Genomic DNA, 13,142 nt, shown 5'->3' on the forward strand with positions numbered 1-13,142 from the left:
GGATTATCCTTACTATGAAGAAATTTGTTATTAGCTTACAGTCTGCTAATGACCGTAGAGCTCATATTGAAGAAGAGTTTGGTAAACATCATATTGATTTTGAGTTCTTTGATGCTTTGACTCCAGACACAGCAGCAAGTTTCGCTAAATCTTTAGGTCTAAACACTCAGGATGCTAGTCTAACTCCAGGTGAGTTGGCTTGTATGATGAGTCATATTGCTATTTGGAAAAAAACAATTGACGAAAACATCCCTTATATTGCTGTCTTTGAGGATGATATCTACTTGGGTGAGGATGCAAAAGAGCTACTTAACCAGTCTAGTTGGATAAAGCCTGAGTGGAACATCATTAAAATTGAAGCTTTTTCAAAGAAAGCATTGCTATCAAAGAAAGCTACCAATATTTTGGCAGGTCGACGTCAAATAACTCAGCTAATAGGCAAAAACTTAGGAGCAGCTGGCTATATTCTATCTAATCAAGGAGCCAAGCAATTCTTTGATTTTCTTATTAAAAGTAGACTCCAGCCTATTGATGAAATCATCTTTGATATTTTTATTAACAAACACATTGAACCAGTATATCAAATGACACCGGCCATCTGTGCGCAAGAGATGATATTAAAAGAAGGAAAGAGTGATTTAGTATTTACAAGTTCTTTAGAAGATGAGCGTAGAAAAAGAATGAAAGCTGAAAAAAAGAAAGGCTTTGCGAAGTTAAAAAGAGAGGTAAACCGAGTCGTTAATCAATCTAAAGAACATCTTTTTGCTACGGAAATTCCCTTTAAATAAATGAAGACTTAAAGCTTGGTTAGTTATTAAAATAGTATAAAACTTCTGGGTTTTAATTTGCTCTTACTTAACATATCCACTTCTAATACTTAGAAAGTTAAACTTTTAAGTTAAGCCAAAATAGCCATCATAAAACACGAGGTACTATGGATTCTATTATTACTAACCCTTCTCAAAAAAACATACTTTTTGTATATCATCGACTCGATGTCATTGGAGGCATTGAAACGCGATGGGTTGATGAATTTCAATACTTAAAAAAAAGTAACTACCAAATCACTTTTCTCGCGCCTTCAAAAAAGATAAGTTCTAATATTGTAGAGTTACTATCTATTGATGACCTGGTATCTGTCGAGATCGATGACTTAGATGAGGCAAACGAGTTTATTAATCTAGTACATTGTATTATTCATACGATACGCCAAAAAAATATCGACGTTTTAAGTGTCCATATGTTTAATAAATTTGTATTTGCAGCAATTATAGCATCTCAAATATGCAAAATACCTGTCATCTCAACCATCCATGGCACACCCGATATTTATAAGAAACCCATCGAGCGCATTATTTACCAAAGCTTAGCTGATAAAAGTGTAAGCTTATCAATCACTGTCTCTAAACACCTTGACTCCATAATAAATACTCAAGCCCCCAAAGCATCTATCATCCCAAATCTAATAAACCTTGATAAGTATAAATCACAATCTATTAATGAACCCCATAACTCTTGGCTAATAGTAAGCAGGCTAAGTCCTGAAAAGTTTCCCTCTATTCTTAGGTTTCTAAAGGCTACAAACTCATGTGAGATTACAAAAGTTCATGTAGCTGGTGGTGGCCATAAAGCTGCTATTAAAAAGCTTAAGTCACATATAAAGGCTCTAAATCTTAATTTAGAGTTGACCTTTCTTGGTGAAATAGAAGACATCGCTTCTTTAATACCTAAATATTATGGTATTGCCGGGCTGGGACGTGTGGTACTTGAAGGCCTTGCTAACAGAAAGCCTGTATGCGTTTTAACTCCAAATGGAAATTTAGTTGGACTAGTTACTACTAATAACTTCCACTGTCTTAAAGATTATAACTTCATAGGTAGCACCCTCAGCCCTATTGATGAAACCACATTCAAAAAGCAGTTGGCAACTCACACAGAAATCGATAGCAATGAAATATATCAACTACTAAAATCGTCTCTCTCAACTCAAAACTGGCCTAAATTTATAGAAAAATATAACAATGTTAGTTTTACTCCAAATCCTGCTTTAGAGTCTTTATATCACAAGCTAGACTATTTCTCTGAAGCTTTATCGACACCTTTCTTTAATGACAAGCTATTTATTCATCTACTTGAAGAGACGTTAATTGAATATCAACTCAAAGATACATCTCGTTTATTAGAGTTTTATCGATCAAGCTACGGGCTAAGTAATAAATACCCTAACCCTATTAAGATGAAATCAAGCATGTCATTGAAAAAAAGACTGCTTAGTTTATTTTAAAATTGTTACCTCTCTTTTTAATTACTTTTTCCCATAAAAAATACTTTTTAATAGCTACACACGCAATCAGTTATAATATCCGATTAGCATTAAGAGCAGCTTATAACACAGCTGTCTGCCATAATCTCTTAAACTATATTATATCCTCACATGTTAAGCATTAAGGTGATTTTAAATGATAAAGATTGATGAACTTGATCTATTAGGCCGAGGTCGTCATAAATATGTATATCAGCACCCACGTGATGATGACAAAGTTATTAAGTTAATGATTCCAGATAGAGCAACTGATGATGGAGGAAGAGTCGAACAAAATGCTATCCGTGCTCATCGTCATCAAGGTATTTATCGTCAATTTAGGCGTGAAATCATTCAATATTTACAGCTGTGTAAGACCTACTATAAGAAACATAAATATATTTTCCCTGTTGAAAAAGTGTATGGCTTTGAACCCACCGATAAGGGGTTAGGTTTGGTTGCTGAAAAAGTTGTCAGTCCTTTTGACAAGCCAATGACTATCGAACAGATTGTTCAAGAAGGTTTGTTTGACGACGATATTAAAGATGCTTTTAATCAATTTTTTGATGATTGCTGTAAGTACCATGTTATCTTCGGTGAAGTCAATTTAGGTGGTATTATGTATACCGAAGCACGTCAAAATAAACCAGAATTTGTACTGGTCGATGGTATAGGTGAAAAAGTAATCATTCCCCTACGCTCAATGTTCAAATCGATTAATACTCATAACATTAGAAAAGTTGAAAAAAAATTAAAAAATCAATTACTTAATATAGACGACTCCTTAAAATTCGATTAAGAACTCTTTAAACCTTGATTATGTTACCCACAAGCCTCTCAGACTTAAACTGTTGACTTATTAATGCAATCAATTTAATACTTTAACTATTTCAACCCTATCTTGGTGGTTGATATACACTGCTCTTTTTTTGGACGTTCTTTATGAAAATACTAGTCACAGGTGCTGCAGGGTTTATTGGTTTTCATGTGTGTCAAAAGCTACTCTCTCGTGGAGACGAGGTCGTCGGCATTGACAATCTTAATCAGTATTATGATGTATCATTAAAATTAGCTCGGCTTAAAGAGTTAGGCGTTGTTGTTAGTAGCCAACAGTCCGATGCACCACCTCAAGCGCTAGAAAACTATCAATCGTCAACCCAGTCAAACTTCAGCTTTATTCGTTTAGATATTTCAGATCGCAGTGGCATGGAAACCTTGTTTAATGAGTATTCATTTGATGCTGTCTGCCATTTGGCTGCCCAAGCAGGGGTTCGTTATTCACTTGAGAACCCTCATCAGTATGTTGAAACCAATGTGGTCGGATTTTTACATATATTAGAGGGTTGCCGTCAGAATAATATCGATAATTTATGCTTTGCTTCAAGCTCATCTGTTTATGGCTTAAATCAATCTCAGCCGTTTAAGACATCAGACCATACAGATCATCCTATTTCCCTATATGCAGCGACTAAAAAATCAAATGAGATGATGGCGCATACCTATGCCCATTTATTTGGTATTCGTTGTACAGGGCTACGTTTCTTTACCGTCTATGGCCCATGGGGACGTCCAGATATGGCACCCATGTTATTCGCTGACGCTATATTGCATAATCGACCGATTAAAGTGTTTAATCATGGCGACATGAGTCGCGACTTTACTTATGTCGATGATATTGCCCAAGGTGTTATTTCCATTTTAGACACGCCAGCAGGTAGCAAAGACAATAAGGTGTTCGATCCTCAAAACCCAAGTCCGCAACTGTCTTCTGCGCCCTATCGTATTTATAACATTGGCAATAATTCACCCGTTAAGTTGATGGATTTTATCGCTACTTTGGAAAAAGAGCTTGGTATTGACGCTGATAAAATCATGATGGATATGCAGCCTGGTGATGTAGCATCTACCTATGCAGACTCCAGCACGTTAACACAATTAACAGGATTTCAGCCCAATACAAATTTAACAGAAGGGATTAAGCAGTTTGCCACTTGGTATCGTGCATTTTATACTGTCTAGGTGATAATTTTGTCATACATTAAGCAAGTTAGACAGTAAACCCGTAATCAGAACAAAAAAAGACCGAGCAAATATGCTTGGTCTTTTGTTTATGCCATATTTAATTAACCAAATATAGTCTACTCGTCGATAAAACTTAACCAATCCATATATTTCTCATTGCGACCATGTACCACATCGAAATATAAGCTTTGCAGTTTTTCTGTTAACTCACCGCGGCCACCATTGCCAATGATGCGATCATCATATTCACGAATTGGTGTCACTTCTGCTGCGGTACCTGTCATAAATATTTCATCTGCCAAATAGAACTCATCACGAGTGATACGGCGTTCGACAACTTTAATACCTAAGTCTTCTGCGAACTGGATAATAGTACGACGGGTAATACCATCTAAAGCGCCGCCCCCTAAATCTGGGGTATGCAGCACACCGTCTTTTACTAAAAACAGGTTTTCCCCTGAGCCTTGGCAAACATATCCCTGAGGGTCCATTAAAATGGCTTCATCATAGCCATTGCGAGTCACTTCTTGGTTCGCCATGATTGACACAGGATAATTACTGGCAGCTTTGGCTTTACACATGGTCACGTTAGTCATGTGATGAGTGTATGAAGAGGTCTTAACGCGGATACCTTTTTGGATACCCTCTTCACCCAAATACGCCCCCCACTTCCACGCCGCAACCATAGCATTGATACTATTATCACGTGATGACAAACCCAGCTTCTCAGCACCTATCCAAATTAAAGGACGAATATAAGCAGATTTAAAATTATTTAATTTGACCACATCCTTTTGAGCTTGGTCTAAGGTTGCTTTGTCGTATGGGACATTCATCTGGAAAATTTTAGCAGAGCCAAGTAGACGCTCCGTATGATCATTCAGTCTAAAAATAGCAGTACGCCCATCTTCAGTTTCATAGGCGCGCACGCCTTCGAAGACGGCCATACCATAGTGTAAGCTGTGGGTTAAGACGTGGATTTTAGCATCTGGCTGTTCAATCATATTGCCATTAAGCCAAAGCTTGCCTTCGGTTGTTGCCATACTCATAGTGCATATCCTAATAGTTCAAATAAAGGGGTTATAAGCTTATATTAACAAGTATAAATAAATGACTAAAATTATAGTTAGACTAGCAAGTATATCACTGCTAGCACCATTGACTATAAATTTTTAGTTTGGCAATTAATTTTTTTTGGTTATATTCACTCGCTACTGATTGATTAAAGAACAGTCAATAAAGTACAGTTATTAAAAGCTCAGTCATTAAAAGAACAATCATTAAATTACTAATCATTTAACTATAACCAGACTAAAACCCCAGCGTATCGGTTTTAAACAACGATTTCATTCCATTTTGATATCACGTACTCGCGGGTTTCTTTCCAATTATCTGCATCCACGACAACATCCTCATTGGCTAACGCCAATTGATGCATCGCTGCTCTGATTAACAAATAGGCCTGAGTCAAGCCTTCGCATGTTTCACTATCCCATACGCCGGTTTGTGCTAGGCTTTCAAAGATGCGAACATTATCACTCCAGCGAGTAAGCTCTGGAAAATCGTGAGCATGTGCCAACACACCAAATTGAGCCATAAACTCAATATCGACAATCCCGCCAGCATCTTGTTTCAGATGAAACTTCCCTTGTTGCTGATCTTGCTGATTACTCCCTAAATGATCTTTCATTTTGGAGCGCATTTCAATCACGTCTTTTTTTAGATCATTTATATCACGTTTACGAGTCAGAACTTGCTTACGAATATGATTAAAGGCATTCATGACACGATTATCGCCACATATTGGACGCGCACGCACTAAGGCCTGATGCTCCCACACCCACGCTTTTTCTAGTTGATATCTCTCAAAGGAGCGACTAGAGACCACCATCATGCCCGCATTGCCTGAGGGTCTAAGACGCATATCAATCTCATAAGCACGACCATCCCGGGTTTGGGTATTTAAATAGGTCATCAGCTTTTGGGCTAAACGGGCGGTAAACTTCATACCACTGACCGGCTTTTGACCGGTGGTCATGGCTTGCTCATTAATTTGATGAATAAACACCAAATCTAAGTCGGATGTATAAGACATCTCAATACCGCCAAGCTTACCATAGCCAATAATAGCAAACCCACTATGGGCTTCTGTGACAGACTCACCATTAAGATTTATCGGATAGCCATGACGATTTACCAACTCGGTAAATGCCCGATCTAGAGTAAATTCGAGCACCACTTCTGCAATATCGGTTAATGAATCTGATACCTTCATAATGGGGCGTTCTGCTAAGACATCACTTGCGGCAACTGCCAAGACTTGATTGTTCTTAAACAGTCTTAAAACATTAAGTAGCATTTCCTCATCGTTAGGTTCTACCCTAAGCAATCGTTGCCTCAAGATGTTTGCTAATTCAGCTTTATCAGGGAGGTGTCGATATCGCTGTTGTAAGAACGAATCGAGTAACACGGGGTAACGGGTCAATTCCCCAGCGATCCAAGGGCTTGCAGACAACATGGGGATTAAGTTTACTGTGGCATTAGGGTTTTCCACTAGCATAACCAGGTAGATGGAGCGGCGGCAAATGGCCTCTAATAAATCAATAAGACGAGGCAATGCTAGATTTGCTAAACCCTGCTTGTCTTCGTGTTCTAATAAGGCATGTACCAAGATCGGATAAGCATCGTCAAGTCGCTGCCTAGCTTCCTCAGACAATTGGTCAACCATTTTGCTGTGCCAAAATTGCTCAAGTTTGGCTTTATTGTCATCGGTTAAAATGTCATTTAAGCGTTGTAAATTGCTTTCGTTGTCGGTATCCGACTCTTTTGGGTTTTGACGCTCCGTTACCATACGATCAAAGGGATCATGCACATTACGGCGATGATCATTTAATCGCTGCATAAAGGAATCCCAATCCTCAAAGCCAAGCGTGACCGCAAGGTTATGTTGACACTGAGGATCACTGGGTAATCGTTGGGTTTGTTGATCATTTATCGCTTGTATACCATGCTCAACACGTCTAAAGAAACGATAAGCGGCTTCAAGATTGAAGTAAGTCTTGTCCTCCAAAAAATCGAATTCATTAAGAACCTTCATTGCCTCTAAACTAGACTTAACCTCTAGTTGCTTATGTCGTCCACCATAAATGAGCTGAAAAGCTTGCACCACAAACTCTATATCACGAATCCCCCCTGCCCCAAGCTTGACGTTATCCAAATCTTCACGCTGGGCGACTTGGTTTTGAATCAAGGATTTCATTTCACGTAAGGCGGCAAAGGCACTATAGTCAACGTAATATCTAAAGACAAAAGGTTTAACGACAGCCTCTAAGTCTTGTTTGAACGCATCATCAATCTCATTGACGATACGTGCTTTAAGCCAAGCAAAGCGCTCCCAAGCTCGGCCATGTGCGGTAAAGTACTTTTCCAAAGCAGATAAGTGAATGGCCAGATCACTGCCCTCACCCCAAGGTCTCAATCGCATGTCGACACGGAATACAAAGCCTTCGGCCGTGGTTGCGTCTAGTATTTTTATGATGCCTTGACCTAACCGAACCATAAACCGTTTATTTTCAATGGACTTAGTACCATTAGATTTATCGCCATTTGTTTCACCGCGCGCACGGTGCACAAATATCAAATCAATGTCACTCGATAAGTTGAGCTCTTGCGCCCCAAGTTTACCCATGGCAAATATAGCCATATCATCAAATTGCCGGTCACCCTTTTTATCAATAAAAGTAGGTCGACCATAGCGCTCAACCATCTGCTCCCAGACATAATCTTTTACAAATATGATGCAATTATCGGCAAAATTAGACAGCTCGCCTGTTAATTGCTCAAGTTTAATAATTCCTAGTGCATCCTGCCATATCCAGCGCATCATTAATAGTTCACGCAAACGGCGCAGACCCTTTATAACGCCAGCCTCATCTGCGCGCTGCAGGACGCCATTTAGACCTTCGTCTAACGTATAGTCATCGATCAAATCACATATTTGTTGGCGAGTTAGTGGCTCCCCTAGAGGATAGCTGCTGATAAAGTGTTGACAGGTAGTGGTTTTGTTCTGCCATATTTGATAGGCAAAGGGACTGGCGAGCCTTAATGTCTCGATATGTTCTGCCGTTATTTGACTGGGCGTCAATACAGGAGGGTTTTGATGGATATTGCTTGCTTTGCTGATATCTGAAGGCATGATACGGCACAACTCCTTAAAAATACTCGTGTGCTATAAGCCTATCACATAAATTTAAATTATAAGATGACTAATCATGTTAATTTTATATATCTTTATGCCAAAAAAGGGACTATTAAATAGTCCCTGATTATGCATAAAATAAAAAAACTTGTCTTAGTAATCTATCGTTATGATCTTTTTAGACCAGTAGTAGATTTTGGCTTATAAAATTGTGCAAATTTGGTGACCATAATGCCAAACTATAGCCGATAGCAGCACCGATTGCGACATCAGTGGGATAATGTAGTCCTAGCACCATTCTCGATAAAGCGACCAATAAGGTAAAGGGTAGCATGATCGGCAACAGTTCAGGGAAATGACCGCCTAATGTGGCTGTGAATAATACCGCTTGAAGAGTATGACCAGATGGGAAGCTGAACACATCTAAAGGGCGTTCGCCTAATACGATGACTTGATGTACCTGATAGGGTCTTGGGCGAACAGTTTTAACCTTTAACACTTTGTAAATAATTAAGCCAATCGTACTTACTAGTATGGTTGTCATTAGCGGTAACACAGCTTCCATACCGTACATCAATAAGGATAGCAGCATCATTGCATACCAAAACCAACCATCGCCTAGTCGGCTTATCGTTTTAAAGAAGGTAGCAACAACATAGTTGGTAGAATAGCGATTTATATGAATACAGAGACTGGTATCCCATGAAATAAAGTAATTCACATAAATGGCTAAGGTTGGGTTTCGTGAAAATAGGGTGAACACAGGACTAGGCTCAATTTTATGATCTAAGCTGGTTAGTGCGGGTCTTTTAGATTTGAAAGATTTCAAGACGTTTCCCCTTATGTGTATTCTGATGTTAGCTGTACATTACTATAAATAACTCTCTCACTTTTATTGATAACCTTATAACTATTGAAAATGTGACGGTTTATAACTTTTAATGTTGTATAAGTCCTGATTCATTTAAGAATTACTGACTTAAAAACGACTTATCTAAAAATTAATTATTGACGTTAAGCGCTTCATAAAACATATCTAGCATTTGCATAGCCGGACGCTGCCATGAAAACTCTGAAACAGAGTTTGCCGCCTGTCTCCCCTGCTCTTTAAGCACCTTCATCTTAGGTAATGCAGCGATAGTAGCCACGAATTGTTTTTTATCCGCAACCGGCACAAGAGCGCCATTCTCGGGGGTGACTAACATGCCTGCCGCGGCATCATCAAATGCATAAACAGGCAATCCGCTGGCCATTGCTTCGACGACCACATTCCCAAAAGTTTCAACCAAACTTGCAAAGACAAAGGCATCGCCACTGGCATAGTGCTCCGCCAATTCATGTCCCATCTTCGCACCTGTAAAGATAATATCTTCACTACTGTCTGCGGCTAAAGCCTCTAGTCGTGCTCTATCAGGACCATCACCGACTATTACTAGCTTCACTGCTCTTTGTAATTGATTTTGCTGAAGTGCTTTAAAGCTTTTGATCACTAAATCCACCCCTTTTTCAGGAGACAGACGGCTAACCATGATTAATACGGTGTGGTGCTGATACGCTCCCCACTGCTCTCTAAGCTGATCATTTCGATGCGCAGGGTTAAAGCGCTTTAGATCGACGCCGCGCCCTACTTCGACCAGTCTTTTAAATCCCAGAGCATCTAAGTCATTAAAGGTTTTTTTACTGGGTACACAAGTGGCTTTTGACGCATTATGGAACCATTTGAAATACGCCATTATTGGGCCTGCTAAGATGCCTAACCCAAAGTGACGACTAAAATCATGAAATTGAGTGTGATAGCCAGTGGTGGCCGCTATTTTTTGATTTTTTGCTGCTATCAAAGCAGCCAACCCTAAAGGACCCTCAGTGGCAATATGTACCACATCAGGTTGTAGCTGCTTTAGATGATTTTTGATCGTAAAATAAGCAGGCAGTCCAAACTGCAACTCAGCATACTTAGGTATCATCATACCTTTGACTTGGATATCATGACTAATCTTAGACTGTTCATTATTTAAAACAGCCGATTCAGTCCGCTTGTTGAGTTGACTATCCGATTCAGATGTCTTCTCTTTTGGCTTTGGTCTTAATAAACTAACCTTATGACCTGCAATAATGAGTTGATTCATAAGCTGACCTAAGCTCATGGCAACGCCATTTACTTCTGGCGCCCAAGTCTCAGTAACCAGCAAAATATGTAAGGAAGGTTTAGAATGAGACTGATTGGACAGTGAAGATGCGTAAGGCTTTTTTAAACCAGAGACATTTGAACCTATTGAGTCATCATCACTTTGAGTGGTCCTACTTATAAAGGGACTCTGCTGGGTCAAACTGTTTCCTATTACACTAGGCTTAAGCATATTCACTCCTACTACCTTCCTTAATTTTGTCTTGCTTTATGAGCTATAACACTACTCTATACTAAAGATTTTACAGTTTTGTGGCTTTTAAATCACAGTTTTATGACAATTAAGTCATTTTAATAAATAAAAGACCTAAGATTTATCAATCGTTGGTTTAAATTCATTGCTAGAGCGTGTAGAACCTTATTAATTCAAACCTTTAATTCATAATATAGCTGTCAATCATGTATAATTAGCTATTGAGCGTAGGCCCATTAAATCCAAAAATTGACGATAACTGACACTTTTATGACTACATCTCCTACCCTATTATTAATTAATGCTGACCCAAGCCAGCCCATTGCTTGGCATGCGTATCGCTATGCAAAAGCATATCTCAATACCGTTACGAGTGAAGGTGTGAATGAGGAGTCTAAGTCAAGTCTACGCATTTTCTTTTATGGGGAGGCCGCTCATACTGGCAATGCCCTGCGTTGGCAAACTGCGGATCGACAGAGTTTGACCCAATTATGGAGCGAATTCAGTCAGCGCTATGACCTTAAATTACCGATCTGTGTCAGTACCGCATTAACACGCGGCGTAACCGATGCAGATAATGCTAAGCGTCATAAGCTAAGTGCGGATAATTTAGCGAAGGGTTTTGAATTGGTGGGTTTAGGAGAATTAGCAGAGCAGCTGACGTTGGCTAAAAAGGTCATTACCTTTTAATTAAGTAAACTACTCGTCATTTAGAGTGGCAGGCTAAGTAGAGTAGCATTTCACTTAAATCGCCGCTATATTACGAATGTAGCCTAACTGTTTATATAAACAATAACTCATTTTGTTTGAAACTAGATTGATACTTTATTAAAAATTAATTGATTAAAAATGATTTGATTAAAAAGGGAAACCCTGTGTCTTTACTCATTCGATTAACCACTGCCACTGAAACGGCAACCTATGAAGGCTGCGCATTGGCACTGACGATGGCAAGCTTTGGTCACTCTGTTCAGATCATGCTTAGTAGCGCTGTGTTTGGACTATTGTTGCAGCCTGATAGCCGATTGCATGGCATGATTAAGTCATTGGACTTATATGACATACCCCCTGCTTGGCTTCCTGATGATGTGTTTAGCAGTTGGTTATTTGGTGTGGTGCCTGAAGAAGTGGGAAGGCAAATTGACTTTATACCAGAAGACTTTGATTCACATCAATTTCAGCATATCTTTTCATTTTAGCCGTTATATTTATTTCATTAGAGAATCCGCTATGACGACCTTATTTCAAATCCATGCGACTATGAATCATTTAAAGGCGATTGTGAGAGAAATGGCGCCATTATGGCATTCAGGTGATAGCATCTTATTATTAGGAGAAACTGCCGCTTATTTAGATTGGTTGCAGGCTTACATAAAAGAGATGAACTATGATGATGAATTTGATACCAAGGTAGAGGATATAACCGCACTGTATGTGTTATCTGATGACATTGAACAACTTAATAACAGTGCTAAGATTAATCTTGACTTTAGTAAAGCGACTTCTATTACCGATAGCGACTGGGTTGACCTTACTTTAACGATGGATAGAGTTATTACTCTAAACTCGCTTAGCTAGTGCTATTTTGACAATATTTGTATGTTTGTCAGCTTTTTTTTAAGTATTGGTTTTTAAGTATTTACCCCATTCTCAACTCTTAACGTAGGCTGTGGCTTTAGCCCAGCATTTTTGATTAAAGGTTTTGATTTGCTGGGTTAAAAGCACCAGCCTACAATGAGTTTTAATAAGTTGATAACGAGGTAGTATTTATACACTATTGATATTATTTAATTGAGCATGCTATGAGTAACCCTAGTAATACACTAAGCCGGCAGGCTATTGAAAACTTAGAACTAGACGAGGAAGGTCATCTGATTGATCACTCCTTATGGACGCCTACTATCGCTCAACAGCTAGCTGATACTCTAGAGGTGACACTTACGCCAGACCATTACCAAATTCTCGAACAAGTTCGTGCCTTTCATCGTGAGTTCAACCATCCCCCCGCCACCCGACCTCTTATTAAATACTTGATGAAAACCTTGCCAGAAATGAGTCTAAGCAATCAGCTTTTACAGCAAATGTTTAATACAGGTCTTGTGGCTCGTCACGTCAATCGTATTGCTGGTCTACCGAAGCCACCTAATTGTCTATAACCTTTTAACCTTATGACTTTTAATTTGCTTAGCCTCTTTCTTTAAACCTTCTGCTTTAAGCTTTTTGAAGCCATTCATTTAAACAA

General features: G+C 38.9%; 12 protein-coding genes. 8 read left to right on the forward strand and 4 right to left on the reverse strand.

The window, feature by feature from the left end:
* Positions 1 to 14: 14 nt before the first annotated feature.
* The 4 genes from AC2SLT_RS05375 to AC2SLT_RS05390 all read left to right on the forward strand — a co-directional run bounded on the left by AC2SLT_RS05375 (position 15) and on the right by AC2SLT_RS05390 (position 4,321).
* Positions 15 to 788, forward strand: coding sequence for a glycosyltransferase family 25 protein (locus tag AC2SLT_RS05375; protein WP_486546615.1), 774 nt, complete (start codon positions 15 to 17; stop codon positions 786 to 788).
* Between the two features lie 146 nt (positions 789 to 934).
* Positions 935 to 2,284, forward strand: coding sequence for a glycosyltransferase (locus AC2SLT_RS05380; RefSeq protein ID WP_486546616.1), 1,350 nt, complete (start codon positions 935 to 937; stop codon positions 2,282 to 2,284).
* Between the two features lie 175 nt (positions 2,285 to 2,459).
* Positions 2,460 to 3,101: a YrbL family protein gene (locus AC2SLT_RS05385; protein ID WP_486546617.1), complete on the forward strand. Its 642-nt coding sequence runs from the start codon at positions 2,460 to 2,462 to the stop codon at positions 3,099 to 3,101.
* A gap of 143 nt (positions 3,102 to 3,244) precedes the next feature.
* Positions 3,245 to 4,321, forward strand: coding sequence for an NAD-dependent epimerase (locus AC2SLT_RS05390; protein WP_486546618.1), 1,077 nt, complete (start codon positions 3,245 to 3,247; stop codon positions 4,319 to 4,321).
* Positions 4,322 to 4,440: 119 nt separating this feature from the next.
* Here AC2SLT_RS05390 and AC2SLT_RS05395 read toward each other — a convergent pair whose 3' ends face one another.
* From AC2SLT_RS05395 to AC2SLT_RS05410, 4 genes are all read right to left on the reverse strand, one after another.
* Positions 4,441 to 5,373 carry a branched-chain amino acid transaminase gene (locus AC2SLT_RS05395; RefSeq protein WP_486546619.1) on the reverse strand — a complete coding sequence of 311 codons (933 nt, stop codon included), beginning with the start codon at positions 5,371 to 5,373 and terminating at the stop codon, positions 4,441 to 4,443.
* Positions 5,374 to 5,657: 284 nt separating this feature from the next.
* The gene (glnE, locus tag AC2SLT_RS05400) at positions 5,658 to 8,519 is read right to left on the reverse strand and encodes a bifunctional [glutamate--ammonia ligase]-adenylyl-L-tyrosine phosphorylase/[glutamate--ammonia-ligase] adenylyltransferase (protein ID WP_486546620.1); all 2,862 of its coding nucleotides are present in this window, start codon (positions 8,517 to 8,519) and stop codon (positions 5,658 to 5,660) included.
* A gap of 181 nt (positions 8,520 to 8,700) precedes the next feature.
* Positions 8,701 to 9,249 carry a phosphatase PAP2 family protein gene (locus AC2SLT_RS05405; protein WP_486546816.1) on the reverse strand — a complete coding sequence of 183 codons (549 nt, stop codon included), beginning with the start codon at positions 9,247 to 9,249 and terminating at the stop codon, positions 8,701 to 8,703.
* Between the two features lie 274 nt (positions 9,250 to 9,523).
* Positions 9,524 to 10,879: a glycosyltransferase family 4 protein gene (locus tag AC2SLT_RS05410; RefSeq protein WP_486546621.1), complete on the reverse strand. Its 1,356-nt coding sequence runs from the start codon at positions 10,877 to 10,879 to the stop codon at positions 9,524 to 9,526.
* A 291-nt stretch (positions 10,880 to 11,170) separates the two neighbouring features.
* Here AC2SLT_RS05410 and tusD point away from each other — a divergent pair, with 291 nt between their 5' ends.
* The 4 genes from tusD (at position 11,171) to AC2SLT_RS05430 (ending at position 13,056) form a co-directional block, all read left to right on the forward strand.
* Positions 11,171 to 11,590, forward strand: coding sequence for a sulfurtransferase complex subunit TusD (gene tusD, locus AC2SLT_RS05415; protein ID WP_486546622.1), 420 nt, complete (start codon positions 11,171 to 11,173; stop codon positions 11,588 to 11,590).
* Between the two features lie 185 nt (positions 11,591 to 11,775).
* Positions 11,776 to 12,099: a hypothetical protein gene (locus AC2SLT_RS05420; protein WP_486546623.1), complete on the forward strand. Its 324-nt coding sequence runs from the start codon at positions 11,776 to 11,778 to the stop codon at positions 12,097 to 12,099.
* Positions 12,100 to 12,130: 31 nt separating this feature from the next.
* Complete coding sequence (locus AC2SLT_RS05425) at positions 12,131 to 12,478, forward strand: hypothetical protein (protein ID WP_486546624.1); 348 nt, start codon at positions 12,131 to 12,133, stop codon at positions 12,476 to 12,478.
* 224 nt (positions 12,479 to 12,702) lie between these two features.
* Positions 12,703 to 13,056 (forward strand): TusE/DsrC/DsvC family sulfur relay protein, encoded by a 354-nt coding sequence (locus AC2SLT_RS05430; RefSeq protein WP_486546625.1) that lies wholly within the window; start codon positions 12,703 to 12,705, stop codon positions 13,054 to 13,056.
* Positions 13,057 to 13,142 lie beyond the last annotated feature (86 nt).

It is taken from the genome of Psychrobacter sp. CX18 (genome assembly GCF_057396215.1).

What these genes read in the sequence shown, in the direction of transcription:
- AC2SLT_RS05410 (WP_486546621.1), bottom strand. Translation starts at nt 10,879, where the DNA reads ATGCTTAAGCCTAGTGTAATAGGAAACAGTTTGACCCAGCAGAGTCCC.
- AC2SLT_RS05390 (WP_486546618.1), top strand. Translation starts at nt 3,245, where the DNA reads ATGAAAATACTAGTCACAGGTGCTGCAGGGTTTATTGGTTTTCATGTG.
- AC2SLT_RS05385 (WP_486546617.1), top strand. Translation starts at nt 2,460, where the DNA reads ATGATAAAGATTGATGAACTTGATCTATTAGGCCGAGGTCGTCATAAA.
- AC2SLT_RS05375 (WP_486546615.1), top strand. Translation starts at nt 15, where the DNA reads ATGAAGAAATTTGTTATTAGCTTACAGTCTGCTAATGACCGTAGAGCT.
- AC2SLT_RS05430 (WP_486546625.1), top strand. Translation starts at nt 12,703, where the DNA reads ATGAGTAACCCTAGTAATACACTAAGCCGGCAGGCTATTGAAAACTTA.
- glnE (WP_486546620.1), bottom strand. Translation starts at nt 8,519, where the DNA reads ATGCCTTCAGATATCAGCAAAGCAAGCAATATCCATCAAAACCCTCCT.
- AC2SLT_RS05380 (WP_486546616.1), top strand. Translation starts at nt 935, where the DNA reads ATGGATTCTATTATTACTAACCCTTCTCAAAAAAACATACTTTTTGTA.
- AC2SLT_RS05425 (WP_486546624.1), top strand. Translation starts at nt 12,131, where the DNA reads ATGACGACCTTATTTCAAATCCATGCGACTATGAATCATTTAAAGGCG.
- AC2SLT_RS05395 (WP_486546619.1), bottom strand. Translation starts at nt 5,373, where the DNA reads ATGAGTATGGCAACAACCGAAGGCAAGCTTTGGCTTAATGGCAATATG.
- tusD (WP_486546622.1), top strand. Translation starts at nt 11,171, where the DNA reads ATGACTACATCTCCTACCCTATTATTAATTAATGCTGACCCAAGCCAG.